General features: G+C 67.1%; 28 protein-coding genes, 1 tRNA gene and 1 pseudogene. 14 read left to right on the top strand and 16 right to left on the bottom strand.

Annotated features, from left to right (window positions below):
* Positions 1-14 precede the first annotated feature (14 nt).
* The 7 genes from ACFQGD_RS07435 to ACFQGD_RS07405 all read right to left on the bottom strand — a co-directional run bounded on the left by ACFQGD_RS07435 (position 15) and on the right by ACFQGD_RS07405 (position 7,417).
* The gene (locus ACFQGD_RS07435) at positions 15-842 is read right to left on the bottom strand and encodes a GP88 family protein (RefSeq protein ID WP_345390308.1); all 828 of its coding nucleotides are present in this window, start codon (positions 840-842) and stop codon (positions 15-17) included.
* A gap of 112 nt (positions 843-954) precedes the next feature.
* Complete coding sequence (locus ACFQGD_RS07430; protein ID WP_345390305.1) at positions 955-1,329, bottom strand: hypothetical protein; 375 nt, start codon at positions 1,327-1,329, stop codon at positions 955-957.
* Positions 1,330-1,352: 23 nt separating this feature from the next.
* Positions 1,353-3,179 (bottom strand): VirB4 family type IV secretion system protein, encoded by a 1,827-nt coding sequence (locus tag ACFQGD_RS07425; RefSeq protein ID WP_345390302.1) that lies wholly within the window; start codon positions 3,177-3,179, stop codon positions 1,353-1,355.
* Between the two features lie 4 nt (positions 3,180-3,183).
* Entirely contained in the window at positions 3,184-4,227 is a 1,044-nt protein-coding gene (locus tag ACFQGD_RS07420; RefSeq protein WP_345390299.1) for a PrgI family protein, read from the bottom strand.
* A 779-nt stretch (positions 4,228-5,006) separates the two neighbouring features.
* Positions 5,007-6,086, bottom strand: a complete 1,080-nt coding sequence (locus tag ACFQGD_RS07415) for a hypothetical protein (RefSeq protein ID WP_345390296.1) — start codon at positions 6,084-6,086, stop codon at positions 5,007-5,009.
* Positions 6,087-6,090: 4 nt separating this feature from the next.
* Positions 6,091-6,480 carry a pilin gene (locus ACFQGD_RS07410; RefSeq protein WP_345390293.1) on the bottom strand — a complete coding sequence of 130 codons (390 nt, stop codon included), beginning with the start codon at positions 6,478-6,480 and terminating at the stop codon, positions 6,091-6,093.
* A gap of 43 nt (positions 6,481-6,523) precedes the next feature.
* Complete coding sequence (locus tag ACFQGD_RS07405) at positions 6,524-7,417, bottom strand: hypothetical protein (protein WP_345390290.1); 894 nt, start codon at positions 7,415-7,417, stop codon at positions 6,524-6,526.
* Positions 7,418-8,110: 693 nt separating this feature from the next.
* On the opposite strand from ACFQGD_RS07405, the gene ACFQGD_RS07400 reads away from it, so the two are divergent.
* The 9 genes and pseudogenes from ACFQGD_RS07400 to ACFQGD_RS07360 form a co-directional block, all read left to right on the top strand.
* Entirely contained in the window at positions 8,111-8,863 is a 753-nt protein-coding gene (locus ACFQGD_RS07400; RefSeq protein WP_345390287.1) for a hypothetical protein, read from the top strand.
* Positions 8,856-9,611, top strand: a complete 756-nt coding sequence (locus tag ACFQGD_RS07395) for a TRM11 family methyltransferase (RefSeq protein WP_345390284.1) — start codon at positions 8,856-8,858, stop codon at positions 9,609-9,611. Before ACFQGD_RS07400 ends, ACFQGD_RS07395 begins: the two co-directional genes overlap by 8 nt.
* Positions 9,612-9,614: 3 nt before the next feature.
* Positions 9,615-10,676, top strand: a complete 1,062-nt coding sequence (locus ACFQGD_RS07390; RefSeq protein WP_345390281.1) for a DNA-methyltransferase — start codon at positions 9,615-9,617, stop codon at positions 10,674-10,676.
* A gap of 11 nt (positions 10,677-10,687) precedes the next feature.
* On the top strand, positions 10,688-11,272 hold the full coding sequence (locus tag ACFQGD_RS07385) for a DNA cytosine methyltransferase (RefSeq protein WP_345390278.1): 585 nt from the start codon (positions 10,688-10,690) through the stop codon (positions 11,270-11,272).
* Between the two features lie 774 nt (positions 11,273-12,046).
* Complete coding sequence (gene istA, locus ACFQGD_RS07380) at positions 12,047-13,549, top strand: IS21 family transposase (protein WP_345390338.1); 1,503 nt, start codon at positions 12,047-12,049, stop codon at positions 13,547-13,549.
* The gene (gene istB, locus ACFQGD_RS07375) at positions 13,549-14,343 is read left to right on the top strand and encodes an IS21-like element helper ATPase IstB (protein WP_345390275.1); all 795 of its coding nucleotides are present in this window, start codon (positions 13,549-13,551) and stop codon (positions 14,341-14,343) included. Before istA ends, istB begins: the two co-directional genes overlap by 1 nt.
* A gap of 723 nt (positions 14,344-15,066) precedes the next feature.
* Positions 15,067-15,375, top strand: coding sequence for a hypothetical protein (locus tag ACFQGD_RS07370; protein WP_345390272.1), 309 nt, complete (start codon positions 15,067-15,069; stop codon positions 15,373-15,375).
* A 76-nt stretch (positions 15,376-15,451) separates the two neighbouring features.
* Positions 15,452-15,664 (top strand): recombinase family protein, encoded by a 213-nt coding sequence (locus ACFQGD_RS07365; protein ID WP_345390269.1) that lies wholly within the window; start codon positions 15,452-15,454, stop codon positions 15,662-15,664.
* A gap of 28 nt (positions 15,665-15,692) precedes the next feature.
* Positions 15,693-16,784: pseudogene (locus ACFQGD_RS07360) on the top strand (recombinase family protein); the annotation flags it as partial.
* Here the strand turns inward: ACFQGD_RS07360 and ACFQGD_RS07355 are convergent.
* The 7 genes from ACFQGD_RS07355 to ACFQGD_RS07325 all read right to left on the bottom strand — a co-directional run bounded on the left by ACFQGD_RS07355 (position 16,737) and on the right by ACFQGD_RS07325 (position 21,766).
* Entirely contained in the window at positions 16,737-16,919 is a 183-nt protein-coding gene (locus ACFQGD_RS07355) for a hypothetical protein (RefSeq protein WP_345390266.1), read from the bottom strand. The pseudogene ACFQGD_RS07360 and the gene ACFQGD_RS07355 overlap by 48 nt on opposite strands.
* A gap of 81 nt (positions 16,920-17,000) precedes the next feature.
* Positions 17,001-17,303, bottom strand: a complete 303-nt coding sequence (locus ACFQGD_RS07350; RefSeq protein ID WP_345390263.1) for a hypothetical protein — start codon at positions 17,301-17,303, stop codon at positions 17,001-17,003.
* A gap of 166 nt (positions 17,304-17,469) precedes the next feature.
* A tRNA-Ala gene (locus ACFQGD_RS07345) sits at positions 17,470-17,542 on the bottom strand.
* A 96-nt stretch (positions 17,543-17,638) separates the two neighbouring features.
* A complete protein-coding gene (gene sepX, locus ACFQGD_RS07340) occupies positions 17,639-18,679 on the bottom strand; it encodes a divisome protein SepX/GlpR (RefSeq protein ID WP_345390260.1) in 1,041 nt (346 codons plus the stop codon).
* 164 nt (positions 18,680-18,843) lie between these two features.
* On the bottom strand, positions 18,844-19,521 hold the full coding sequence (locus ACFQGD_RS07335; RefSeq protein ID WP_345390257.1) for a GNAT family N-acetyltransferase: 678 nt from the start codon (positions 19,519-19,521) through the stop codon (positions 18,844-18,846).
* Between the two features lie 13 nt (positions 19,522-19,534).
* Positions 19,535-20,863: a molybdotransferase-like divisome protein Glp gene (gene glp, locus ACFQGD_RS07330; protein ID WP_345390254.1), complete on the bottom strand. Its 1,329-nt coding sequence runs from the start codon at positions 20,861-20,863 to the stop codon at positions 19,535-19,537.
* Positions 20,864-20,866: 3 nt separating this feature from the next.
* Positions 20,867-21,766 carry a UTP--glucose-1-phosphate uridylyltransferase gene (locus ACFQGD_RS07325; protein WP_345390251.1) on the bottom strand — a complete coding sequence of 300 codons (900 nt, stop codon included), beginning with the start codon at positions 21,764-21,766 and terminating at the stop codon, positions 20,867-20,869.
* A gap of 103 nt (positions 21,767-21,869) precedes the next feature.
* Here ACFQGD_RS07325 and ACFQGD_RS07320 point away from each other — a divergent pair, with 103 nt between their 5' ends.
* The 4 genes from ACFQGD_RS07320 to mscL all read left to right on the top strand — a co-directional run bounded on the left by ACFQGD_RS07320 (position 21,870) and on the right by mscL (position 24,378).
* Positions 21,870-22,517, top strand: a complete 648-nt coding sequence (locus ACFQGD_RS07320; protein WP_345390248.1) for a 5-formyltetrahydrofolate cyclo-ligase — start codon at positions 21,870-21,872, stop codon at positions 22,515-22,517.
* Between the two features lie 148 nt (positions 22,518-22,665).
* On the top strand, positions 22,666-23,034 hold the full coding sequence (locus ACFQGD_RS07315) for an FmdB family zinc ribbon protein (RefSeq protein ID WP_345390245.1): 369 nt from the start codon (positions 22,666-22,668) through the stop codon (positions 23,032-23,034).
* Between the two features lie 90 nt (positions 23,035-23,124).
* Positions 23,125-23,880 (top strand): SAF domain-containing protein, encoded by a 756-nt coding sequence (locus ACFQGD_RS07310; protein WP_345390242.1) that lies wholly within the window; start codon positions 23,125-23,127, stop codon positions 23,878-23,880.
* 90 nt (positions 23,881-23,970) lie between these two features.
* On the top strand, positions 23,971-24,378 hold the full coding sequence (gene mscL, locus ACFQGD_RS07305; protein WP_345390239.1) for a large-conductance mechanosensitive channel protein MscL: 408 nt from the start codon (positions 23,971-23,973) through the stop codon (positions 24,376-24,378).
* A 30-nt stretch (positions 24,379-24,408) separates the two neighbouring features.
* Here the strand turns inward: mscL and ACFQGD_RS07300 are convergent, their stop codons facing one another.
* A complete protein-coding gene (locus tag ACFQGD_RS07300; protein ID WP_390183380.1) occupies positions 24,409-24,666 on the bottom strand; it encodes a hypothetical protein in 258 nt (85 codons plus the stop codon).
* A gap of 93 nt (positions 24,667-24,759) precedes the next feature.
* Here ACFQGD_RS07300 and ACFQGD_RS07295 point away from each other — a divergent pair, with 93 nt between their 5' ends.
* The gene (locus ACFQGD_RS07295) at positions 24,760-25,074 is read left to right on the top strand and encodes an antitoxin (RefSeq protein ID WP_345390236.1); all 315 of its coding nucleotides are present in this window, start codon (positions 24,760-24,762) and stop codon (positions 25,072-25,074) included.
* Positions 25,075-25,156: 82 nt separating this feature from the next.
* Here ACFQGD_RS07295 and ACFQGD_RS07290 read toward each other — a convergent pair whose 3' ends face one another.
* Positions 25,157-25,663 carry a MogA/MoaB family molybdenum cofactor biosynthesis protein gene (locus tag ACFQGD_RS07290; protein ID WP_345390233.1) on the bottom strand — a complete coding sequence of 169 codons (507 nt, stop codon included), beginning with the start codon at positions 25,661-25,663 and terminating at the stop codon, positions 25,157-25,159.
* Between the last annotated feature and the right edge of the window lie 155 nt (positions 25,664-25,818).

Here is a 25,818-nt window from a genome sequence, read left to right as displayed (position 1 = left end):
GGGAGTCGACACGTTCAGGCGGCCTCGCTGCCGCCGGTGTTGTTTTGGCGGCGCGCGGATGATGCGCTGGTGATCGAGCGCACCGTCGCGGCGCCCCGTCGGGTGTGGCGTTCGGCGTCGACCTCGGCTTGCCACTCGGAGAACCGGCGACCGCGGAGCCGTTTCAGGAAGTGCGGGATGCGGTTCGCCGGCACACCGACCAAGCGGGGCCCCAGCACGGCCAGCAGGTCTGAGGCTTCTTGCGAGGACCAGCCAGCCTCGGCGATGGAGTCCTCGTCGGGGAACACATCAGCGATCCGGTCCACGCTCGCGTCCAGCAGTCCGTCTTCCCGGCCGCCGTAGCTGTAGACCCAGAGGAAGTTCTCCGGTGGGTTCGGTTCGACCAACTCGCGGAAGCGCCGGACTTCCTTGGTGTAGGCGTAGAAGTTGGTGCCCGGGCGTTGGCGCATGATCTGCAGCCACCGGAGGGTGTAGTCGTTGGAGAAGAAGTCGCCGGAATCGTGGATTCGCACCCATGCTCCCCGGAACTTTGGGGAGGCGAGTTCGGCGAGCATGGCCCGCTCCCAGCCGTCCGGATCATCGAGCACGAACGCCAGGTTCGCCTGGTGCTTGGCGCGCACCGCGGGCCAGGTGTAGCTGCCGTGGCGCGCGTAGCACACGTGGGCACAGATCCCGGCGTTGGGACAGGTGATCTGGGTGCGGCCGTCCGGAAGTCGGGCGGCCAGGGCGGGCAGGGTCCAGTTGTGGACGCCGATGGCCCGCATCTCTCGGTTTTGGGTGAGCAGTCGCCGCGGACGCGGTAACGCTGCACCAGGTGTGGATGCGGAAGCAGATGAAGGCATAGGTGTACCCCAGACTGAATCGAGGGAGAAGTTCGGCAACGACGCGAGACCGTGCGCGGAACAATGCGCACCGTTCTCCTCAGCCGCGATGCGTTAGGTGCGGTGGGCTGGGTCAGGCTGGCTCGTCAGGATCCGGCTCGGAGCCGTCGGCGCGCATCGTGGTGGTCGGTTTCCCGTGGCGTTGGCGACGATGCCGGTAGTGATCGAGGTCGATGATCTGGGTCGCGACGTCATCGCGGTGGATCGTGGCGGGATCGGCGTGCTCGGCGTTGCGGCGATTCCGCAGGTCGCGCCCCCGGAACAGCCTGCGCGCGACGTGGAAAACTACTCCGCCAATGTAGATGCCGCCCAGTGCGATGGCGGCGAAGCTGAGCCAGAACGCCGCGATCACGGCGAGTGTCAGAGCGAGGTCGGGAAGCTCGTGATGAAGGATGGTGTGCACGGCGATCGGGACAACTGCATGGTCAGCAGCGGCGGAGGTGGCCACTAGTATTCCTCCCTTGCGCAGGGTCAGTCGTCGAGAATGAGTTCGTGATGGGTGCTCGAACTGCCCGCGTCGTCGTGTGATCCGTGTGTCATGGCGGCGAGTTCGGCCGGGTCAGTGGTGATCAGGGCGTGTTCGGCGTCGGAAGCGATGGCCTGCAGCGCCACGCGGTGAGTACCGGTGGACAAGAGCGCTTGTCCCGTGCCCGCCGAGAGCAGGAATTGCCGTTCGCCTTCAGAGAGGTTGAAGGTGCGCACGATGTGATCGATCGCTTGTGGCGCTTGGCGCAGCAGGATTTGGGTGGCTGCGTTCGCGATGATCGCTTGGCCGAGGTCCGAACCCAGCACGTCGCCCACGTCCTGGGAAATGACCGTGAAGCCGAGCCAGTTCTTGCGTGCGGACTTGGCCATCCTCCACAGGTATTCGGCGCCGGCTTGTTGCTGCATGAGCAGCCATGCTTCATCGACCACGCACATCCGGGGTCGGCGCGTGGCGGAGTTGGAGACCCGGCGCCACACCGTGTCGAGGGTCAGGAGTGTGCCGGCGGGTCTGAGTTCGTCGGGCAGGTTGCGCAGACTGAGTACGAGCAGATGCCCGTCGGGAGGCGCGGTGGTCGGTCCGTTGAACAGCACCGAGAACGCGCCATCGGTAAAGGGATGCAGGCGTGCGGCCAAAGCGTGTGCCGTGTCGTTGTCGCTGCTGGCCAGCGTCGCACACAGGTCGGCCAGCAAGGGCGCTTGCCGAGTCCAGGTCCGAGAGTCGTCGGTGATCCCTGCGGCTCGGTAGGTCTCGGTCACCGCCTGATCCAGTACGGCTTGTTCGTCGGCGCTGATGCTCTGTCCAAACAGAACTGACACCAGGGTGTGGATGAACAGGCTGCGTCGGGTCAGCGCGTCCGGTGGGGCGGAGCGGCGCCCATCGGCACGGGTGTGAATCGGCAGATCGAACGGGTTGAGCCGGATATCCTTGCTGCCCAAGGCGAAGTAGGTTCCGCCCACCGCGTCGGCCAGGCGGGCGTATTCATCTTCGGGGTCAATGATGATGATCTCGATGCCCTGGTAGAGGCTACGCAGGGTCTCCAGCTTCACCAGATAAGACTTGCCGGCCCCGCTCCTGCCGAGGATGACGGAGTTGTAGTTCTCGCAAGAGAACCGGTCCCAGTGCACCAGCGCCTGGCTGCCGAGATTATGGCCATAGAGGACACCGGCGGTTGCCGATGCTGAGGTGACATCCGATGGTGGCACGTCGGGGCTGGTGAACGGGAACCCGGCCGAGAGCGCGGCGGTGTCGAAGCTGCGGGTCATGCCGATCGGGTCCAGGCCCATCGGCAGGGCCGTCACCCACCCTTGCAGGCTGCGGTAGGTGGTGGGTTTAGCGTCCATGAGCAGGCTGGCTGCCAGGGCTCGCAGCGTGCTGATCTCTTCGATCAGCTCGGTTTCGGAGGAAGCGTGCACCACGAGGTACAAACCCACCTTGAACAAGCGTCCTTCGCCGCGGGCGAGCCGGTCGGAGAGGTCGTGGGCGTCCTCGGTGGCGGCTTCGGCTTCGGGATCGTGGAGGCGTCCGTGCTCGGCTGCGTGGCGGCGCCCGGATTCGAGCTTGCCAAGTTGCGTGCGCAACCGCTCGGCGGCCACCCGGGGGTCGATCGGCTCGATGTGTAGCGACACGTCTACCCGAGCCGCATGGGTCAGCAAGGGTTGCAGCCAGCCCGGATAGACCTCCCTGGGGTAGCCGGTGACAGCGAACGAGGCCACCCATTCCTCGCCGATCTGCAGGTGACGGGCGCCGACCTCGATCGCGTCGGGCACGAACGGGGAAGCCGCGGCGGCGCGAGAGGTGTTCGTAGTGCGCACTGTGTTAGACCTCCTCGTCGACGTCCCAGTCGGTGCTTGCGGCGGTGGTGATGACCTCGTCCGGGCCGGCCATCTCCGGCGACGGCGGGAAGAGGCTGTCGGGGTTGGTGGCCGCGGTGAGCACCGCAGAGGCGTGGGCGGCATCCAGCGTGGTCACCTCGATGCCTGCGGGCGCCAACAGCTCGCTGGCCTCGTGCATCCGGCGGAGCAGCCTCGAGGTTGCCGCGCGGCGGGTGCCAGCCGAGTGCTCTTCCCGGTCGCCGGAGCGGGAACGCAGCCAGAGGTGACGCAGCAGGCTCACCGAGTCCGGCGGCGCGGCGCTCACGGGCTCGCGCAGGACGAGCAGGACCTGTCGGCGCAGAAGGTCGGCCTGCTCGCCGAGTCGTTCGAGGTACTCGGCGTGGTCGAGCGCGGCTTGCTCCAAAGCAGGGTGCGGCAAGCTCTGCGCTCGATGTCGAAGATCGGCGATCTCCTCGGAGAGGTCCAGCCGCTGGACGCGCACCAGAATCTGGACCCTGCCGCTGAGACTGTGTAGATATCGACCGAAGGCGGTGGTCAACGCTTGTTGTTCGGCGGGTGTGCGCAGGGCGAAGTTCACCGTCGAGCACACCCCGATCAGCGCCAGCCCGTCGGCACCGAGATCGACCACTCCGGCCTCGGTGACCCCTGTGGCGGGAAGCTGCAGCTGACCGGGCGGGGCCGCGTCGGTGGAGTCGGCGACGTCGGCCAACCAGTCCGGCACCACGGCTGCGCGCTGCCCGGCGGGCACCCGTCGCCGGGGCTGCAGGCGTTGCCGGATCGCGGCAAGGAACAGCCGATCCAACGTGACACCGTCCCGGCGCACGACCACCATGACGCAGACCGCGACGCCGAGGGGCGCGGCCACGACCAAGTAGGCAGTCACCGGCACGATGGCGCGGGCGGTCTGCCATCCGCCGTAGAGGACCAGGGCGGTCACCGCCATGACCAGGACTTGCCGGGCGGTGAAGCCGGCCAGGATGCGATCCTCCCGATCCACATCGGCGGGGATGCGCACGCTCTGAGTCATCTACGTCTCCTCTCCTCGGCGGGTGCTGGGACGAGGTGGATGGACCTTCGGCAGAGTCAGCGGCAACGGCTGCTGCCGCGAGCGCGGCGTCGGCCTTCGTCGCGAGGGCTCAGCGGCCGGTGGCGGTGCCGGTTTACGCGCACGCTGCACGTTCAACGGCAGCTGGTACTGGCCGTCGCGTCCCAGCCGAGGCTTGTTCTCTGGCCATTCGCCATCGGCGGGCAACTTCAGCTGCCGGCCCGCCCGCGCCGGCCGACCCGCTTGCGTCGGCCGAGCCGGTGGTGGCGATGGCAGTGGAGCCGATCGACGGACACGCCGCGCACGAATGGGCAGCCGGTACTGGCCGTCGCGGCCCAAGCGCGGCTTGTTCTCCGGCCACTCCCCATCCATCGGCAACGCCAACTGTCTGCCGTTCCTGGCGCTCGATGGACGTGGTTTCGGTGCAGGGCCGCTTGGGCGTCGCGATGGTTTCGGAACCCGCGTGACAGTCAGCGGCAGCATGTACTGGCCCGTCGAGGTCGCCCGCGTCGTGGCGTATGGATCCGTCGAGCCAGCCGATTTCTGGCCACCACTCCGAGACTTGGGTACGGTTCCGTCGCCACCGCCGAGGCCGCGAAGAAAACCCAGCGTCTTGTAGGCGATGAAGCCTCGGATCGCGGAGCTAACGAATGACCGGCGCCCACCGCCACGAATAGATCCCAGAACCCAGAACGGGATTTTGATGAGTACGTAACATAAGGCGAGCGCGATCAAAAATTGGATCATCGTACTCCCCCGGGTCAGCTGAACAGGGTGATTCCACCGGGCCAGAAGAAGAGCTTGATGGTTGTCACCAAGGCGAGAGATTGACCGATCTGAATCGCCATGACCCCGGCGAACGCTTTCCACCACCACAACGCGATGCCTTCCGTTTGGGGTAACGCATGAAACAGCAGCAACAGCGGCGCGCCGGCGAGCAAAATAATGGTCAGTGTGATGCGGACGATGTAGGTCAACAAAACCGCGACAAGCATGACCACCAGCGCCAGGGCGGTAAAGAGAACGAGGAGCCCGCCTTGGTCGAGATCGTGCATTAAGGCGTCGGTCATGACGCGAGCCGCTGCCTTCGGGTTGAGCTGATCACCGAGGACTGCCCGCGACAGCGCGTTGGAAATTTCGATCAGCTTGCCGCCGAAGAACAGTGAGAGGTTGGCCGCCAGGAACCCGACGAGCACGCGAGGCAGGATTTCCTTGATCGAGTATCGGGTCTGCAATGTTTCGTGGGCCATGACGATGATGCCGGCGACCACGATCAGCGCCGCGTACACGGCGATGGCGATCTGTCGGGAGTTTTCCCAAATCTGTCCCATCACCGGTACTTGGTCCAGCGGAGGAGTCACCAGCAGCGACCCCGCGAGCAGATCCAGCAGGGCGTTCAACCCTGGGGTGACCAGGTCCCGGAAGAACGCCTCGATCGCGTCCGAGACACAGCCGGGGATGTTGGTGATCCCGCACGGGGCAACGTCGCTGTCCTGGACAGTGCCGCCGGGTTGGTTCGGCGACTGGTCACCGGTGGGCGGGGCCGTCGGAGGGGGCTGCGGGATGCAGCCCTCCCCGTGACACGGTGGCGGCGACGGCGCTGACGACGGGCTCGAGGGCGGACTGGGATGGCATGGCGAGTGCGGCGCGCATTCGTCGACGGTCGGCTGCGGCTGCGGCTCCGGCGGTGGTTGTTCCGGAGCCGACGGGATAGGCGTGGGCTGGGCTGAGGCCATACCCACCCCGGCGAGAAAGCCGCAGGCGAGCAGAGCCGCGACCGCGGCGCACGCGCGACCGACACGGTAGCCGGACTTGACGGCAGGGGACGCGGTGACCGCCATGCGATCATGCCCCCACGATCCCGCGCAGGATCTCGACCACGAGGGGCGCCAGTGCGGCCAACGCGTAGCCGAAGCCCGCGCTTTTGAAGCTCTGCTTGGCCCGCTCGATCTCGCTCGGATCGCCATTGGCGAGCACGTAACGGACCCCACCGATGGTCAAGAAGACCGTGGCCAACAGCGCCAAGATTCCCATGAGCCAGCTGCGAATGTTGCGGAGGATCTCGTTGATCGATCGAGCGAGCGCGACCACCTGGACGGCCTCGGCTGAGGCCACTGCGGCCGTGGCCAGCAGCCCGGCGGTGACGAGCGCGGTGATAATGAGGATCCGGCCGATCCGGCGGCGTAGCGCGCGGCCACCGGCGGCCGGGCCAGCTCCAGGCGCGAGTGAGCGCATCGTGGACCTCCAGGGCTGAGGAAGCGCGAGGAGCGGGTAGGAATCACCCGCGGCCCTGAAGTCCGGAGTTCGGAGGCTCATCGGTCGCAGCGCCGACGACTCTTTCGGCTACGCTGCGTGACGGCCGTGGGGTCGTCACGCATGTGCCGGACGACAGTCGTGTCGAGGCGGTCTCGCCGGTCGGATCGCTACCCTGCGGTCCGATGTCGTCTTCGGTCAGCCATGCGGCGAGTCGGGCTTCTGCCCGGCGGCGGAGGCTGCGCAGGCCCTCATAGGTCAGCTCGGGGTGGTGTGGCCAATCGGCGAGTTCCATGCCGTCGAGCCGGGTGGCACCGATCAGTCCGGCCTCGGTTGGAGTCAGGACCCCGACCCGAACAGCGCGGGCCAGCACCAAGTCGGGGTGTCCCGCCGAGGGCTTGGGCGCGGTCGAGAAGAACCCCGGCGCCTTCGGGGTGGGCCCGTCCAACGCCACCATGAGCGCGCGGTGGCCGGCCCGGTACGCCTGCCATCGCAGCCGGATCATGATCCGGCCCGTGGCCAGATCGGTCGTCTCCAGCGCGTCCAGGAAGCCCCGGACGATCTCGGCGTGGATGTCAGCGGGGTCGGCGGCGTACCGGCTGGTCAGCCGGGTGGCCATCGGGGTCAGCATCGGCAGGGCGAGCCCGACGGCCACGATCGTCCACGTGCCGCCCTCGGCACGGACACGTGTGATCACATGCCGCCACACCTGGTCCCACACCCGGCGTGGGCAGGACCGACACAGCAGCAGATCTCGGAGTTCGTCGACGGGGATGTCGCGGTCGGGCAGGTGGTCGAACAGGCGCCCGTCCACGGCTACCGGATGGTCGCCCGCGGTCAACCAGGCGAACGCCTGGCGGACGGCATCGAGCGGGTTGGTCGGCCACTCTGCGTGCTCGAAATCCGAGGGGCGTGCCATCGTCTGACTCCTCTCGAAGCGGCGGTCAAGGACGCCGCCGAGAAGACCCAGCGCGGAACAGCTCCGCGCACGCCATCGCACTAAGACGCGCTTAAAAGGATCTCCTTGCCCGGAACAAGAAGATCCACAAATCAAGCCTGTCGAGCTCGCTTCCGCGCCCATCAGCAATGCTGTGCGCTGCGACGTAGTCAGTTCTTGTTCCGTCGCTGTCACCGGCATCGGGTGGCGCAAGGAAACAACGGAAATGATCTCGACGAGTTCGGGAAGCGATCTTGAGAAGTCCGCGCAGGCCGCCCTTGCTTTCGCTCGCGGCAGTATCGAATGTGATCGCCAGCCGTGCCGACGAAGATCAATATCGAGACGGGCCTGCAGCGGATATGGGGTCACACACCGTTGCCAGTGCGGCCGACCATCGCCTCGCAAGCGGCCGTGATCGACGGCCAATGCCGGGACTCCGGGGATGACTCCCGGCAAGCTCCCGCATCGCTTGTCTGCGACTTGGATCACGACCAAGTTTCTTGGAGATGGCGGTGACCGATCCGGGCGCTCATCGCGGACTTCAGAGGCGTCCTTGCCCGTCCGCGACGATCAGGGAGCGTCTGCATGTCGCCACAGTCGATCCCGACAGCGCCCGGTCCGTGCGAACCCATTCGGCCGTCGTCGTCCCCGCACCCAGCTCGCTCGCCCGGGCGCGTGCCAGCGCACCAGCGCCACTCGAAGGGTGGTGTCTCGGCCAGGGTTCGGTTCTGCCCCGTCGACCCCAACAGCGGGATCGACGACAGGATCGTCACCGTCGTCCGCGTGCTCGTGGCCGCCTACACCGCACCCGGCGAACGGGTCGCGCTCGCGGACGCGACCACCTCCACCGCACACGGATCGTGGGCGGCGCGCGAGCACCGCGACCGACTCATCGAGACCGTGTTACGGCTCGGCCGCGGCGCCACCACCGAGCCGCCCCAGCCGACCGGTGCTACGCCGCGTCGGTCCCAGAACGCGGATCGCAACGACGCATGGTCTGGGTCCGGACCCGGACCCCACCAACCGCCGGCGACCGTCACAGAACCGGCCGCTCGCGCGGCCACCGACCGGACCCGCGATCGGAATCCGGACCAGTTCAGATTGATCATCTTTGGGTGCACGCGCCACCCAGCGGAGGCCGCTTCGGTGATCGACTGGGCACCGCATCTCGCCCGGCATGGCACCCTTATCGTGCTCACGCACAGTAGCGGCGAGCCGGATGGGGGTACGGCACGATCCGGATCGTCGTGCGAGATCGACGCGCTGGCGAATCTCGCGCTGACCGACCGGCTGCTCCTGGCCCATCGCGCCGCAGGCATCGCCCCGTCCGCGCAACGCGCTTACGCCCTCGGCAGTCGCCACCGCATCCACACAACCGCCAGTGTGTTCCGTCCCGCCGTACGACAGCCGGAGGTTCGCGATGCCTAAGAACCTCGTGCGCCCCGGCAGCGCCGGGGACGCCAGCCAGCCCTACTCACGGCAGCAACTCGCGGATCAGTACGTCACCGCCGACCGCTCCAACCCCACGCTGGCGACCGGCTTGGCGCGCTGGGTCATCGCCGCGTATACCGCCCCCGGCGACATCGTCTGCGACCCCAACCCGGGCCCCGGTGTGGTGCTCGCCGAAGCCATCCGCACCGGTCGCCACGCCTACGGCCTGCACACCCCGTCGCGACGGGAATCCGCCCTGGAGAGCAACCTCGAACTCGCCTGCCACGCCAACTCCAGCGGCACCGCAACGCTGTTGAGCGGCATCGACGATCCGCACGCCGCCACGCTGCCCAACGCCGTCGACCTCGTGCTCACCGGCCTGCGCCCCGCTCCCACCCGCAGCCCTTCCCGGGAGCTCATCGAACTCTACGAAGACCTCAACGCGGTTGTCGACTGGGTCTGGCCCGGCGGACACGTCGTGGTCATCTGCCACCCCAGGAGGCGCCGCCGCGACTTCCTGCTCGACCTGCCGGGCAAGATCTGCGACGTGGCCAAGGCCATCGGCCTCCTGCCCGTCGGCCACTACATAGTCCTGACCACTCGTGTACACGGCAGACACGTTACGCGCCAGTTCGCCGCCCGCACCGGAAACCACCCGGAGAACACCAGCATCCAGCGCTGCGCCACTCACCCGACGCACATCAATGTCCTGGCCTTCAGCATGCCGCACGGCAAACGGCGGTGACCAATGAACAGCATCTACTACCGCGACGGACACGCCGAACTACACGTCGGCGACGCGCTCGATGTTATGGCAACACTACCGAGCGCGTCGGTGGATTGTGTGGTGACCTCACCACCTCAGTGGGGCATGCGTGACTATGAAACCGCCGAATGGTCCGGCGGAAACCCGCGCTGCCAACACACCCTCGGCACGACACCGCACCAGCGTCGGACGGCAAAGAAAACCAGAATCGGGAGCCATCACACCCGCAGAGAGAAGCACTGCCGACGATGTGGCGCCATCTCACGAGATAGACAGTACGGACTTGAATCCACGATCGAAGAATACGTGCGACGTCTTCGCCAGGTGAGCCGGGAAATCGCACGGCTGCTCACACCGGAAGGAACGTTCTGGCTCAATCTCCGAGATTGCTACAGCTACCACAACGGCGGGACCGGAACCACCAGAACAGCACAAGGCGAAGACCCGCATGCGGTCATCCGACACAAAAGCCTCATGGGAGTCCCATGGCGGCTCGCTCTCGATCTGCAACACGACGGATGGATCATCCGCAACGCCGTGGCCTGGCACAAACCCAATGCCCTTCCCGATCCAGCATCGGATCGATTCTCCTCGCGCTACGAGATGGTTTTCCTCTTGGTCAAACAACCGAGCTACTACTTTGACCTCAGCCAGGTTCTCGAACGACTTTCGCAGAGCCGCCCCGCGTATCGAAAAGACCATCGCGGAGGCAACAAACCCCACACCGTCAAGTCGCCCTGGCGGCCGGGACACCGCGGCAAGAATCCGGGCGACGTCTGGTCGGTTCCCACACGACCGCTTCCGGACGCGCATTGTGCTCCCTTCCCGATTGACCTCGCGTGGCGATGCATCGCAGCCGGATGCCCCGAGAACGGACGCGTGCTCGATCCCTTCTCCGGCGCCGGCACTACCGGACTCGCCGCCAGCAGCCTGGGTCGGTTCTTCCAAGGCATCGACCTGCGATCCGACTACCACGAGATCTTCCTGCGCAGAAGATCGCGAAACGTCACACCGCACCAGCCTCGCTCTGTACGACAGGCTTGAGGGATAACAAGGTGATTGCCCAAGACCTTCACGCACCGTTCAACCCACCCAGCGACTCGGACATCACGATCGGTTCCTTGTGTACCGGCTACGGAGGACTGGATCTCGGTGTCCTGACAGCTCTCGGCGGTGGCCAGCTCGCGTGGTGTGCCGATCCCGCTCCGGACGTCGCCGCCATCCTGACCACCTGGCTGCCCGGGGTGCCCAATCTCGGCGATCTGCGGTCCCTCGACTGGGACAGCGTGGAACCGGTCGACGTGGTCACCGCCGGGTTTCCTTGCCAAGACATCAGCACCGCTGGCCGTGGCGCCGGCATCGAGAAAGGATCCCGCAGTGGACTCTGGACCGACATCATGGCGGGAATTCGCACGCTACGACCCCCACTCGTCGTCGTGGAGAACGTCGCCGCCCTCCGATGGAAAGGCGGCGACCTCGGCCGTGTACTCGGCGACCTGGCCGAAGCAGGGTATGACGCAGCATGGCAGAGCATTCGCGCCGCCGACATCGGTGCGCCGCACCGCCGCGAACGAGTCTTCATACTCGCCTGGCCCCACACCCCTTCCGACGCGGATGCTACCGACCCCGCAGGCAAGTGACGGTGGCCGAACAGGATGCTCACCGGCGTCGCGCAAGGCGCGCGGGCACCAGGTGAACCTTTCCGACGCGGTAACCGCTTTCCTGCCAACGCCTGCCGGAAGCAATCCCAACGATGGAGAGGAACCAGCCGACTGGCTGCGGAGACAAGCCCGCCAGAAAGCGAGAGGGATCAACGGCAACGGCATGGGGATGCCGTTGTCGATCGCGGTGCGCACGCTACGAACCACTCGGATCCGGAGAACCAAACCAACACGCCCGTCCCCGCGGTCCGCGAGGCGATGGTCGAAGGTTGCGCACTCTCGCGACACCGAAGCCACCACGGTCAGCGGAACGGCCGTCGAGAACCTGCATTCTGATCGCGCATCCTCGGCGATCGACTGGGATATATACGAAACCGCCATCCGGCGGTGGGAATCCGTCTGCGGCGTCACCGTCCCGCACCCGACCGAATCCAGCCGAAGCGGGCGACCACGACTCGCGCCACGATTCGTCGAGTGGCTGATGGGCGTGCCCACTGGCTGGGTCACAGAAGTTCCGATCACACCCGCAGCGCAAGTCCGCTGCCTAGGCAACGGCGTGGTACCACAACAGTGTCGGTGGCCGTGAAATTCTCCCCGTAGGTGGCCATTTTCTTCCTCGTTGATGGCCGTGGGATCGCCCCAGTGGCGGTCAGATTTCTCCCCGCTGTGGCCGTGTCGTACGTGCGCGGGTATGGGTGCGTCACGGTCTCCTGGGGCCGAATGATCGTGTTCGGTCTTGGGAGGAAGGAGACGTTGAAGTCACCGGAGGAGATCATGGAGATTCTGGAGGCTTACGACCTGACCGGCAGTTATCGGTCGGCGGCCGAGCTGGCCGGGTGTGATCATCACACGGTGCGTCGCTATGTCGAGCGGCGCGGCCTGGGGCAGGCGCCGGCGCGGATGCGGGCCGCCCAGCTGATCGATCCGTTCGTGGACAAGGTCGAGGAGTGGGTGGACCGGTCTCGGGGCAAGATCCGCGCCGATGTGGTGCACGACAAGCTGGTCGCGATGGGCTATGAGGGCTCGCAGCGCACCACGCGACGGGCGGTGGCCCAGGTCAAGCGGGCGTGGCGGGCCAGGCATCGCAGGGTGTTTCGCCCCTGGATCCCGGAACCGGGGTTGTGGCTGCAATTCGACTGGGCCGAAGGGCCTCGCATCCGCCGACGCCGCACGTTCTTGTGGTGCGCGTGGCTGGCCTGGTCCCGGTTCCGGGTGGTGATCCCGACCTGGGACACCACCCTGGCGACGGTGACTGGGTGTCTGGACGCGACGCTGCGCCGCCTGGGTGGGGTGCCTACCTATGTGCTCACCGACAACGAGAAGACGGTGACCAGCGAACATGTCGCCGGGCTGGCGGTGCGACACCCGGAGATCGTGGCGGTCTCGCGCCACTATGGGATGACGGTCAAAACGTGTCTGCCGGCGGATCCGCAGTCCAAGGGCGGCAGCGAGGCGACGGTGCGCATCGCCAAGGCCGATCTGGTGCCCACCGAAGCCAACCTGCGCGAGCACTATCCCAGCTTCGGCGCGTTGGAGGGTGCGTGCCGCGAGTTCTGCGACGCGGTCAACGCCCGGGTGCATCGGGCGACCGGGCGGGTTCCGGCTGAACTGCTGGTCGAGGAACGGACCCGGTTGCACCGGCTGCCGGCCGAGCCGTACGCCTCGGCGCTGGGCCAGACCCGACGGGTGATGTGGGACGCCACGATCAGCGTGGACGGGGCCCGCTACTCGGTGCCACACCAACTCATCGACGCCCGGGTCTGGGTGCGCTGGCACGGCGACGAACTGGTCATCACCCATGTCGGCGACGACGGCCCCACCGAGATCGCCCGGCACCAGCGCGCCAGCCGGCTGCATCCGTCCATTAAGGACGAGCACTACCCGCCCCGCCACAGTGATCCGCTGCACCGGCAGCCGAGCGCCCGCACCCGCGACGAGGCCGATTTCCTCGCCCTCGGTGACGGGGCGGCCGCCTGGGTCAGCGAGGCCGCCGAGACCGGGGTGATGCGCATCCGCGCCAAGATGGCGCACGCGGTCACCCTGGCCAAGCTGCACGGCACCGCAGCGGTCGACCGAGCCCTGGGCACCGCTGCGGTCGCCGGACGCTTCGCCCACGACGACCTCGACGCGATCCTCGACTACCAGGCCCACGGCGGGGATAGCGGGTCGTCGACGCGGGCGAGTGAGACCCACTCGCTGCAGCCCGGCACGGCCGCCTGGCACGGTTTCGGCACCCCACAGGGAGGTGAGGGCTGATGACGGCCACCGAGCCGACGACCGTGGCCGCGCCCACCGGCGACCCGCTCGACGAGGTGACCGCCCTGTCCCGTCGGCTGAAGCTGCCGCACCTGCGCAAAGCCCTCGCCGAGGTGATCCCCACCGCCAAGGCGCAACGCTGGGACCCCACCGAGGTCGTCCGGGTGCTGCTGGCCGAGGAAGCCGCCGGCCGCGACGCCGCCGCGCTACGCACCCGCCGCAAACGCGCCGGCTTCCCCAGCGGCAAAACCTTCGACGTGTGGGACGAAAGCGCCAGCAGCATCTCCCGCGCCACCCAACAAGCCCTGCGCAGCCTGGAATGGGTCCAGAGGCGGGAGAACCTCTGCGTCTGCGGGCCCTCGGGTACTGGTAAGAGTCACTTCTGCGAGGCCCTCGGTCAGCACGCCATCGACCAGGGCATGGCCGTCGCGTGGTTCACCATCGAAGACCTCGGCGCCCTCGTGCGACGCCACCGCGCCGACGACACCCTCGCCAAAGCCCTCACCCGGCTCACCCGGGCTGATCTGATCATCGTCGACGACATCGGCATGCTGCCCGTCTCTTCGGATGCCGCCGAAGGCTTCTACCGACTGGTCGACTCCGCCTACGAGCGGCGCAGCCTGACCGTCTCATCGAACCTGCACCCGTCAGGCTTCGACGAGATCATGCCCAAAACGCTGGCCACCGCGACCGTCGACCGGCTGCTACACCACGCCCACGTCTGCGTCACCAGCGGCGAATCCTTCCGCCTCGCCGAAGCCACCAACGGCAAGGGGGTGACGCCGCTGACCTAACCACACTGGGGAAAAACGTGGCCACCAACGGGGAAAACCACGACCACCAACGGGGAAAACCACGACCACCAGCGGGGAACTTCAACGACCGCCCACGGGGAACACTGGACGGCCATTGACACAACAGGCCGCCCACGCCGTAGGCCTTCTGCTGGACGATCTCGCCAGCCTCGCCTCCGAAGATGCTCACAACGACATCGATGACGGCATGGAGAGCGCCGCATGACGTAGCGGCAGAGCCCACTTCGACTCGACCGCGCCCCACGTGCCGAAGCTGCAATGCCGATCCCTGTCGGCATCCGACATGAGGCCGCCGCCAAATACCCAGGACATGGAGCCGAGTAGTCAATTGCGCCGCCCGACCAATGCGCTTGCCATGACCCACGACCACAGAGGTGTCCTCATGCACCCGGATAAACACTGCAAAAAAGATGTAGCGATCACATACGTCAATAGTTCTAAACAAGACGACACGGTCGAATCGAGCCGCGTCGCAGGACGCGCCGGCGTTACAGTTCCGACCGAGTCTCGCCACGAGAACAACGCCGGAACGTCGAGCAGGGTGCCGCGAAAGCGATGGGGTGCCGGAGGCGCAAGTCGGAACGTGATCGTTCACGGCGTTCAGCCGCGCCGGTGCCGCTCCGGCGTGCCGACACGACGGCTCCGCCGGGACCGGGATGCGCGCAACTGAACCCGACAAGAAGACAGTCCTGGAGATCCGACATGCCCTCGAACAACCACCACTTCCCGGCTGAGGGCGAACACGAAGCCGTGATCGTTCCCCTCCCTCAGCAGCACACCAGCGACCGGACGACCAGGAGACGGCGCAGAAGCGCGCCCGGCGCCACGAACGTGATCGTGCGCGGTGAACGGCACGACCCGCCGGACGCGCACAAGCTCGCGCGGGTAATGGCCAGCCTCGCCGCCGACACCGGGCAGGACGAGACAGACGAACAACCACGACAGGCCCAGCGCACAGCATCCCGCCGAGCAACCACCGATCTGCAGACTCGTCGCCCCAGGGCCGCCTAAATCACCCGCGGCCAGTCCTCACCGCGAACAACCACCGCATCGCACGAAGGAAGATCTGACGCGCGAAGAGGCGCCCATGACCATCTCCAACGCCGACTCGAACAACGAGATAGAGCAGAAGCCCGGGACTCGCGCGGTGTTTTACCTACGCGTGGCATCCGCAGGTCAAATTGAGCACGACTGCGAAGCGCAGTGGGCAGCATGTCTCCGCAAAGCCAGGGAACCGGGCATCGCCTTCATCGACGAGTACGTCGAACCAGGGACGAAGAAGGACGAAGAAGCCGACTGACAGGTCGCGTCGTAGTGAGCCGAGTTTCATGACTAGCGCATACGCCGACTCGAATGACGAGCTAGCACACGACGTCGCAGTCCCGGTCGAACTCCCGGAAGGCGCAACCGACATCGAACCCGGGACTCGCGCCGTGATCTACCTTCGCGTGTCGTCCGCAAGCCAAGTCAAGAGGGACTACGACCCGGAAGGCATCTCCATCCCTGCCCAGCGAAAAGCGTGCCTGCGCAAAGCCGAGGAACTGGGCGTCACCGTCATCGACGAGTACGTCGAGCCCGGACGCTCCGCCACCGAGATGTCCAAGCGCGAAGCGTTCCAGCGGATGCTCGCGCGGGTCCGCGCCCAGGGCGATATCGACTACATCATCGTCTACATGCTCGCCCGGATGGCGCGCAACCGCTACGACGACGCCATCGTCATGGCCGACCTGCGCAAGCGCGGCGTCACACTCGTCTCCGCCACAGAGTCCATCGACGACACCCCGGTTGGCCAGCTCATGCACGGCATCCTGGCCACCTTCAACGAGTACCAATCCCGCCAGCAGGGCGACGACATTGCCTACAAGATGGCGCAAAAGGCTCGCAACGGCGGCACCATCGGGCGCGCCCCACTTGGCTACCTCAACCACATCGACCGTTCCGAGGGGCGCGAGATCCGCACCATCATCCTCGACGCCGAACGAGCACCATTCGTCCAGCTCGGCTTCGAACTGTTCGCCACCGGCGATTACACCCTCGAAGAGCTCTCCGACGAACTCTACGACCGTGGCCTGCGCACCCGCCCCACCGCGAAGCACCCCGCCAAAAAGGTCTCCATCAACAAGCTCTCGCAGATGCTGCGAGACCGCTACTACATCGGCTACGTCACCTACCAGGGCGAAGAGTTCCCAGGTCGGCACGAGCCACTGATCGACGAAGACCTCTTCGACCGCGTCCAGGACATCCTCGACGGCCGTACCGCAGCCAACGAACGCCGCCGCGTCCACCACCACTACCTCAAAGGCTCCCTGTTCTGCGGCCGCTGCCGACACGCTGGCATCACTCAACGGATGACCATCCAACACACGGTGAACTCAAAAGGTACCGAGTACCTGTATTTCTTCTGCCGCGGTCGGCAATCCCACATCTGCGACGCGCCCCACATCAACGTCGAACTGATCGAGGATGCCGTGGAACGCCACTACGCCACCATCCGCTTCAACCAAGAGTTCATCGCCGACGTGCGCACCCAGATCGACACCGTGATCAGTGAGCAAGAAGCCTCCACACGACTGCTGCACCAGCAGCTCACCGCCCAGCTCCGCGACATCGATACCAAGGAGGAGAACTTGATCGACTTAGCAGCAGACGGCACCCTCCCGCAAGCGAAGGTCAAAACCAAACTCCGCGACATCGAACGCAGGCGACGCCAGCTCAACCAACAGCTCGACACCGCCTCCGCCGATCTCACCGACAGCGCCCAACTCATCGAGGCCAGCCTCAAGCTGCTGGAGAATCCCCAGGAACTCTACCGGCGCTGCAACGACCAGCAGCGCCGCATGCTCAACCAGGCGATCTTCCACCGCCTCTACATCGATGATCAACACGTCACCGACAGCGACCTCCACGAGCCCTTCGCGCAGCTCCACGCCCTGCAGCACACACGAGATCCCGCCCGATACGACCACGAGTCCGCACCCGCCATCCCCAAGCCCCGGAAAAGCGAAAAGGCCACCCGCCAAGCGAGTGGCCTTTCCTCCATGTCGAGCGTGGCGGTCCTACTCCAGAACCTTCAATCAGGCCCATGTTCTAATAAGACCTCCAAGGTGGAGCTGAGGGGAATCGAACCCCTGACCTCCTCGATGCGAACGAGGCGCGCTACCAACTGCGCTACAGCCCCTTGCGGCGGAACGAGCATAACAGGACCGATGATCGGCTTCGCGCGGCGGGGTCCCCTCTCGCGGCAATGACGCCGCGAGCCCGCCGCAGCACCGCGCTACTCGCCGACCGCCCGCCGGTACACCGGCGAACCGGGCTGTTCGAGCTGCTCGAACGCCGGGTCCTCGTCGTCGATGTCGACGACGACCGTGTTGCGGTGCCGCATGCGCGAGTGCGGACGTGGCTTGCGCTCCACACCGGGGATCGTGCGCTCGCTCATCGACGGCCGCGCGCGGTAGCCCGCGTCGTAGTCCTCGTACTCCGCTTGCTCGTAGCCCGCGTAGTTTGGCTCGGCGCGCTCGTACCGCTCGTCATAGCGAGGGTCGTAGTCGTGGTCGTCGTCCTCGCGCCACCCCGCGCGCGCCGCGTTCAGCCGGGCGAGCCTGCGCTGCCTGATCTCCGTCTCGATCCGCACCTGCCTGCGCAAGTACACCAGGTACGTCGCGAGGGCGGCGCCAGCCGCACCGGTGATCCACCACACCATCGGCAGGACGACGCCCGCGACGACCGCGCTGATCACCACGGTCACCAGCAGCGCGACCACCACCCGCTGCCGGAAGGCGTACTTCGCCCGTGCCGCGATCTCGGCGGCCTCCGGGTCGAACCCACCCCGGCCCGGCCGGTAGCCCACTCGGCGGGCGGGAGGCGGCTCCACCCGCCGCTCCTCGTCGTAGTCCCTGTCACGGACGTCGTACGCGTGATCGCGGTCCTCGTAGGCCTCGTAGTCCTCGTAGCGGTCGCGCTCATCACCGACGTCCTCGACGTCCTCGACGTATTCGACGTCCTGAACGGCGTCGACGTCCTCGCCGCCGTCACGCTCGGTCACAGCGTTGACATGGGCGACCCCGACGTCCTCGACATCGCCGGACGTGACAGGATCGTCCCGCTGAACCTCATCGGCGCGGTCGTCGTGTGCTGCGGATCCGGACATCAGGTGCTCCTCCCGCTTATCGCCGCGCGCGCTCCCCCGCCGCACGATCCGTGATGCCAAGGCATCGTCCGCCGTCTGCCCGACCTCCTGCCGCTTCCGCGCGACCATCGGCACGAGCACGATGAGCCATGCCGCGGCAAGCGCGACGATGATCAACGAGCTTGGCATCTTTCCTGGCTCCCCGACTGCACAACTGCTTCCCGTGACGCCACGCTAGCCACAGCGGACACGGATCGGGCGGAGCCACGCCGCAAGATCACGGAATGGCATCACCAGGATGGGTGAGTACGGTCACCCAAGCCGGGCATAGCGGAAAGAACGCCGTGCGCTGGTTAGACGTACTCCGCCTTGCCCGCGTCGACGAGTCGCGCCACGAGCCCGCTACCGGTCTCTTCCGCTGTGATGGCGAAGCAGAGATGGTCCCGCCACGCGCCGTCGACGTCGAGGTAGCGTTCGAACAGCCCCTCCTTGCGAAAGCCGAGCTTGGTCAGCACCCGCACGCTGGCGACGTTGTCCGGCCGCACCGTCGCCTCGAGCCGGTGCAGGCCCGCGTCCCCGAAGGCGTGGTCGACGGCCAACGCGACCGCCGCCGTCGCCACACCGCCCGACGCATGCGCCGAGTCGACCCAGTAACCCACCCACGCCGACCGCAACGCCGCTCTGATGACATTGCCAATCGTGAGCTGACCAGCGAACTCACCGTCGATGGTCAGCGCGAACGGCAGACACACCCCTCGCCTGCCGAGCGTGCGCAGCCCGGCCCACTGCGTCGGCCAGGCCGTCACCCCATGGCGTTCCTCCCAGGTTCCAGGAGCGTTCGGCTCCCACCGCCGCAGGTACTCGCGGTCACGTAACCGCAGCCGTCGCCACGCGCCGCCGTCGCGGTAGCGCACCGGACGTAGCCGGACGTCCCCAGCGGGAACTCGCAGTGGCCCGAGCCGTGCCGGCCAGCCAGGGCTCTTGCGCTCGGCGGCACCCGATCCAGTTTCCGGGTAGAGGGGTCGCGCCATGATCACCGTTTCGCTAGCCGCGTTGCGCCAGGAACGCGACCCGCACCTGCTCCCCCACGGTGATCTCGGTCTGCATCTCCCCGACCGTGATCAGGCAGTTCGCCTCGGCGAGCGACGCGAGTAGGTGCGTGCCGGACGTGCCGAGCGGTTGCACCAGGTACTCGCCGTTGCTCTCGTCCCGCAGCAGCTGCCCGCGCAAGTAGCCCTTGCGCCCACGCGTCGATGTGATCGGCGACAGCAGCCGGGCGCTGATCACCCTGCGATGCGGGTTGCGAGTGCCGCGCGCCGAACGGATCAGCGGCCGGATGAACACCTCGAACGCCACGAGCGCGCTCATGGGATTGCCCGGAACCAGGAACGTCGGCACGGCGTCCGGACCGAGCTTGCCAAAGCCCTGCAACGAGCCAGGATGCATCGCCACCCGGGTGACGTCGATCTGGCCGAGGTCACGCAGCGTGGACACGACGTCGTCACCCGCGCTGCCGCTGGTGCCACCCGCGACGACAACGACCTCCGACATCAACAGCCTGCCTTCGACGACCTCCTTCAGCCGATGTCCGCCACTCGGCGCGATGCCGACCCGGTTGACCTCGGCGCCCGCGTCTTTCGCGGCAGCCGCGAGCGCGTAGGAGTTGACGTCGTAGACCTGTCCGATACCCGGCGTGCGGTCGACGTCGACCAGCTCGTCGCCGATCGAGATGATCGACACCCTCGGCCGGGGGTAGACAAGGACCTTCGACCTGCCAACCGCCGCGAGCAGCCCGACCTGCGCCGCGCCGATGATGTCGCCCTTCCGGACGGCGACGTCCCCGATCTGGACGTCCTCGCCCGTCCGGCGCACGTACGCCGCGGACGGCACCGACCGCGACACCGACACCACGGCGGGGTGGTCGTTGGTGTACTCGGTCGGCACGACGGCGTCGGCCAGCGTCGGTAGCGGCGCGCCGGTCGCCACTCGCACCGCCTGGCCGGGCTGCAGCCGACGGGGCTGCCGTGACCCGGCCTGGATCTCACCGACAACCGGCAACTCGACCGGGTTCTCCCCATCGGCGTCCCTGACGTCGACGCTGCGCACCGCGTAGCCGTCGATGGCGGCCTGGTCGAAGCCGGGCAGCGCGTGCTCGGCGACGACCTCCTCCGCGCACAGCAGCCCTTGTGCTTCCGAAATAGCCACCCGGACCGGCCTCGGCCGCACCGCGGCATCGAGCACCATCGCCAACTGGTCGTCGACGGAGCGGAACTCCACGTCGGGTTCGGGCTCGGGCGAGGTCCCGAGGCCATGCGCCCGCTGCGGAACGTCGCTGACCTCGGAACCGCGTTCCTGCTGGTCGGGTGTTGTCATCGCTTAGCTTCCGATTCGTTCAGCCAGCCAGGTACGTAGGGAAGGACCGTACTCCGGGTGTTCCAGCGCGAAGTCGATCGCGGCGCGCAGGAAACCACCAGGGTTGCCGAGATCGTGCCTGCCCCCACGGTGCACCACAACATGAACCGGATGCCCCTCCTCGATGAGGAGACCCACCGCGTCGGTCAGTTGCAGCTCACCACCGGCACCGGGGGTGATGCGTCCGAGCGCGTCGAAAATCGCCCGATCGAGCAGGTATCGCCCCGCGGCGGCGAAGGTGGACGGGGCCTCCTCCGGTGCCGGCTTCTCGACCATCCCGTGCACCTGCTTCACGTCGGCGTCCGAGGTATCGGAGACGTCGAACACACCGTAGGCGGAGACATCCCCATCCGGCACGTCGAACGCGCACAACACGCTGCCGCCGTACTCCGCGCGCACCTTGGCCATCCGCTCGAGCACGCCGGTCGGCAGGATGAGGTCGTCCGGCAGCAGGACGGCGACGGCATCGTCGTCATCATCGAGATTCGGCAGGGCGCAGGCGACGGCGTGGCCGAGACCGAGCGCCTCCTGCTGAATGGCGACCTCGACGTCGAGCAGGCCTGGCGCCCTGCGCACCTTCTCCAGGAGCGCGTCCTTGCCCTTGCGAGCGAGCGTGTCCTCCAGCGCGGGCGCGGTCTCGAAGTAGTCGGCGACGGACTGCTTGCCAGGCGACGTCACGATCACCAGCCGCTCCGCCCCCGCACCAGCTGCCTCGGCCGCGACGAGTTCGATACCGGGCGTGTCAACGACAGGCAGCAGTTCCTTGGGGACCGCTTTCGTAGCGGGCAGGAATCTCGTGCCGAGTCCCGCGGCTGGCACGATGGCGGTACGGATCGTCTTCTCGTTCGCGGTTGGGCCCGTCATGGTGGGCAGCCTAACCGTTCAGCCGCCCTCAGCGTGGCAGCAGCCGCGCATCCCATGCCGGTGGGTTCGCGGTGGCGGCCCCGTGACCTCGTAGCCTGACCACGTGACGGAATCTGACAAGCCTGAGGGACGCCATCCCGACACGACGACGAAGGCGGCATGGCGTGCGCGTTTGCTCGCCGAGCGTGACGCCGTCTCGGCCGAGGACGCGGCGGCCGCCGCGGCGGCACTGGCACGCGGAATGGTGCGGGCGGTGGCGGATCTGGCGAAAGTCGCCCCCGACGGCGCGGGGAATCCCGCCACGGTGTGCTGCTATGTCCCGTTCGGTACCGAACCCGGCTCGCTCGCCATGGTGGACGCGCTGCGTGATTCCGGCTCCGAGGTGCTCTTGCCGGTGGTGCCCGACGTCCCAGGGCCGCTGGACTGGGCGCGTTATGAAGGCCAGGACACATTGCGCACCGGTGCCCTGCCCGGGCTACTCGAACCAGCTGGCGAGCGGGTCGGCCCTGAAGCGCTCGGTTGGGCATCCCTCGTGTTCGTGCCAGCGTTGGCGATCGACTATCGCGGTGTACGGCTCGGCAGGGGCGCCGGGTACTACGACCGCTCATTGCCGCACGCCGCGCCGTCCACCCGGATGATCGCGGTGGTCCGAGACGCCGAACTGGTGCCAGAACTACCCGCGGAACCGCACGACGTGCGGCTGAGCGGCGCCCTGTTGCCGGAACGCGGGCTGGTGTCGCTGCCGGCCTGACGACGTTCGCCCGTCGTTCGTCATCCGAACGCCCCGGAACTCGCCATATGCGGTGTGACGAACCCCGGATTGCGCTCGGCGGATGGCATCACGCATTATGGAGCTAGCACTCTCATAGGTTGAGTGCTAGCTGACGAGGGAGCTTGAGGTGCCCACTTACCAGTACGCCTGCAAGGAATGCGACCACGAGTTCGAGGCCGTCCAGTCGTTCACCGACGACAGCTTGACCGACTGCCCTGAGTGCACCGGTCCGCTGCGCAAGCTGTTCGGGTCGGTCGGCGTGATCTTCAAGGGCAGCGGGTTCTACCGCACCGACTCCCGCTCCACCAACGGCAAGGCGAATGGTTCCAGTGGCGGAACCAATGGCTCATCCGATTCGGGGAGCACGTCGAGCTCCAGCGACTCGTCGAGCTCGTCCAGCAGCTCGTCGAAGTCCTCGGACTCCGGCAGCTCGTCGAGTTCGTCCAGCAGCTCAAGTACGGCGAGCGCGGGCTCGTCGACGGCGAAGGCGTCCTGACTCTCACCGAGTTATCCACCGGTACCCGGTTGTCCACAGCCGAATAGCTGGGCTACCACGCCGACGTTCGGGACTCCTAACGTCGTCGACATGATCGGCACACGTTGGCTTTCCGCGCTCCGCCACCCCCGAGACTGGCTTCGCCGCAGGCCCATCACGCTGTCGCGGCATTACGCGACGGCGAGGAAAGTGGTCGCGACCGCGCTCTTGGCCACCGGCGCCCTGCTCGCGTTCGCCCCTGATGGGCGTGACGCGGCGCACGCCTCCCCTGTCGTCGTTACGGCACGCGACGTCGCGACCGGCACCACGCTGCGGGCCGCCGATCTCACCGTCACGCGGTTGCCACCATCCGCCGTCCCAACCGGCGCGCTGACCACCACGGACGCCGCGATCGGCGCGATGCTTGCCGGGTCCGCCCGCACGGGCGAACCACTCACCGACGCACGCATCGTCGATGACGGGACGACGTCGTTGGTCGGGGGCGATGTCGACACGGCGGCCGCTGACCGCGACGTCGACGACGCGAAGTCCGACGAAGGCACTGTCCCGGAGGCCAGCGGGGAACCGGCCGACACCGCGACCGTGCCCGTCCGGTTGTCCGACGCCGCGATCACCGGCCTGTTACGCCCTGGTACACGCGTCGATGTCATCACCGCTGACGACACCAGCGACGAGGGCCACGTTCTCGCCACCGACGCACCCGTCGTGACCGTGACGGCGCCTGACACGTCACACGGCACCTCGGCCACGGCAGCTCCGTTGGTGCTGATCGAACTGCCAGCTGAAACCGCCACACAGGTCGCCGCTGCGTCGCTGCGTCAGCCGGTCACGATTACGCTGCGGTAGCGTTCGTTCCACTCCGGACAGTCGGAGTGCGTCTCTGGCTCAACCCCGGATGCCGCGATACGGCGTCAATCCCGTACCGAGGAGGAAATCGTGCTCAAGGGCTTCAAGGAGTTCCTGTTACGCGGCAACGTCGTAGACCTCGCGGTCGCGGTCGTCATCGGCACCGCGTTCGTCGCGATCGTCACCGCCTTCACCGAGAGCATCATCCAGCCGTTGATCAACGCCATCGGCGGCTCGGACGCCGCCCAGGGGCTCGGCTTTCGGGTGTTGGAGAACAACCCGGCGACATTCATCGACATCGGCAATGTCATCAACGCCGCGATCAACTTCGCCGTCATCGCCGCGGTGGTGTACTTCCTCATCGTGGTACCGGTCAAGCACATGCAGGAGCGTCGCGAGCGCGCGAAGCAGACTGGCGAGGAACCGGTGGCGCCGACCGAAGCGGAGTTGCTCACCGAGATCCGCGACCTGCTTCGCGAGCGCACGGGAACGTCCTGAGGTGCTCAACCTTCGCCCTGAGTCCACGACTCAGTGGTGCGGCGGCCGGTTCTCCAGGTACCAGTCGTCGCACGCACCGCTCGCCTCGTGCCATGACGGATCGCGCTCGTCGGAGGTGGTTTCAGGAAGTATCTGACCGAACACCTCATCGAGGCGTGCGGTGTTCCCAGGGCGCGCTGACCCCTGTCGCGACGCGGGCACGTCCGGATCCGGTGAGCCCTGCCGTGACGGCTTGGGGTCCTTGGCACTCGGCACATGTCCATTCTCGCACGAGAGACTGCCGCACATCGCCTGGTCGGGGCTGTCGCTAACTCGCGGATGGCTGGGACCGGTGCGACGATAAGGAAGCCCAACCACGAAATCGACAAGGTGGCCAGAGAAATGAAACTCGACAAGGCGAAAGAGATGGCGTCCAGGGCGACGGAAAAGGCAACCGAAGTCGCGGGCGATCTCGCCGAACGAGTCGGCCCGTTGACCGAGCGCATCGGCCCACTCGCCGAGAAAGCCGGCGAGGCAGCCTCGCGCGGGGTCGAAACCGCGGCCGGCGCCGCGAACAGGGTCACCGGCGGCCGGTTCGAGGACAAGATCAGCTCAGCGGCCGACAAGATGGAGAGTGTCCTGCACCGGGACGCCACCTCGGGCGAAAGCCAGCCTGGCGACACCAAGCCCGGGGACGGTACGCCTGGCCCCAAGTAGCCAGCACCCACTGCCACACGCCGGGCGTCACTCCGGGGCGCCCGGCGTCATCGTGCCAAGTGGGCGAGGCCTTAGCCTCAGCTCACGACTCGGCGGCCAACCCGCCCGACAGTTCCCCGATCACGTGTGGCACCAGCGAGGACAGCGTTGCCATGCCGTCGCGCACCGCGCTGCGCGACCCGGCGAGGTTGACCACCAGAGTGCTGCCGGAGACACCGACTAGCCCGCGCGAGACCCCGGCGTCGACCGCGCCCGCGGCGAGCCCCGACGACCGCAGCGCCTCCGCGATCCCCGGGATGTGCTGGTCCAGCACGCCCTGCGTGGCATCAGGGGTGACGTCGCGTGGGGACACACCCGTCCCACCTACGGTGATCACGACGTCCGCACCGCCGATGACGGCGGTGTTCAGGGCATTACGGATCGCGACCGTGTCCGCGTGTACCGTCACGGTGCCGTCCACGATGAACCCTGCTTCTTCCAGCAGTTCGGTGACCAGCGGTCCCGCGGTGTCCTCGTGCTCCCCGTTGGCGACCCTGTCGTCGACGATCACGACGAGAGCCCTGCCGAGCCGTTGCGCGCTGCGTTCCATGACGACAACGGTAGTCGGTCCCGCCACATCGGACACATCGCCGTCCCGAGGCGTGCGCCACAGCCAGCCACGGCATGACCGACGCGTGTCAGGTAAGCGCGCCGTCACCGACCGGCAATAAATGACGATTTCCTGACATACCGCCGTACGGGACG

Origin of the sequence: Haloechinothrix salitolerans (genome assembly GCF_042662605.1) — a bacterium.
GTDB classification, from domain to species: domain Bacteria; phylum Actinomycetota; class Actinomycetes; order Mycobacteriales; family Pseudonocardiaceae; genus Haloechinothrix_A; species Haloechinothrix_A salitolerans.
Note: the sequence above shows the minus strand (reverse complement) of the source record. Positions and strands in the feature narration are given on the sequence as shown.

Bases quoted from the DNA above. Each gene is read 5' to 3' on its own strand.
- ACFQGD_RS07395 (WP_345390284.1), top strand. From the start codon at position 8,856: ATGCCTAAGAACCTCGTGCGCCCCGGCAGCGCCGGGGACGCCAGCCAG.
- ACFQGD_RS07410 (WP_345390293.1), bottom strand. From the start codon at position 6,480: ATGCGCTCACTCGCGCCTGGAGCTGGCCCGGCCGCCGGTGGCCGCGCG.
- ACFQGD_RS07415 (WP_345390296.1), bottom strand. From the start codon at position 6,086: ATGGCGGTCACCGCGTCCCCTGCCGTCAAGTCCGGCTACCGTGTCGGT.
- ACFQGD_RS07370 (WP_345390272.1), top strand. From the start codon at position 15,067: ATGCCCTCGAACAACCACCACTTCCCGGCTGAGGGCGAACACGAAGCC.
- sepX (WP_345390260.1), bottom strand. From the start codon at position 18,679: ATGCCAAGCTCGTTGATCATCGTCGCGCTTGCCGCGGCATGGCTCATC.
- ACFQGD_RS07300 (WP_390183380.1), bottom strand. From the start codon at position 24,666: ATGTGCGGCAGTCTCTCGTGCGAGAATGGACATGTGCCGAGTGCCAAG.
- ACFQGD_RS07335 (WP_345390257.1), bottom strand. From the start codon at position 19,521: ATGGCGCGACCCCTCTACCCGGAAACTGGATCGGGTGCCGCCGAGCGC.
- istB (WP_345390275.1), top strand. From the start codon at position 13,549: ATGACGGCCACCGAGCCGACGACCGTGGCCGCGCCCACCGGCGACCCG.
- ACFQGD_RS07390 (WP_345390281.1), top strand. From the start codon at position 9,615: ATGAACAGCATCTACTACCGCGACGGACACGCCGAACTACACGTCGGC.
- ACFQGD_RS07290 (WP_345390233.1), bottom strand. From the start codon at position 25,663: ATGGAACGCAGCGCGCAACGGCTCGGCAGGGCTCTCGTCGTGATCGTC.
- ACFQGD_RS07405 (WP_345390290.1), bottom strand. From the start codon at position 7,417: ATGGCACGCCCCTCGGATTTCGAGCACGCAGAGTGGCCGACCAACCCG.
- glp (WP_345390254.1), bottom strand. From the start codon at position 20,863: ATGACAACACCCGACCAGCAGGAACGCGGTTCCGAGGTCAGCGACGTT.
- ACFQGD_RS07435 (WP_345390308.1), bottom strand. From the start codon at position 842: ATGCCTTCATCTGCTTCCGCATCCACACCTGGTGCAGCGTTACCGCGT.
- ACFQGD_RS07295 (WP_345390236.1), top strand. From the start codon at position 24,760: ATGAAACTCGACAAGGCGAAAGAGATGGCGTCCAGGGCGACGGAAAAG.
- ACFQGD_RS07420 (WP_345390299.1), bottom strand. From the start codon at position 4,227: ATGACTCAGAGCGTGCGCATCCCCGCCGATGTGGATCGGGAGGATCGC.
- ACFQGD_RS07365 (WP_345390269.1), top strand. From the start codon at position 15,452: ATGACCATCTCCAACGCCGACTCGAACAACGAGATAGAGCAGAAGCCC.
- ACFQGD_RS07310 (WP_345390242.1), top strand. From the start codon at position 23,125: ATGATCGGCACACGTTGGCTTTCCGCGCTCCGCCACCCCCGAGACTGG.
- ACFQGD_RS07325 (WP_345390251.1), bottom strand. From the start codon at position 21,766: ATGACGGGCCCAACCGCGAACGAGAAGACGATCCGTACCGCCATCGTG.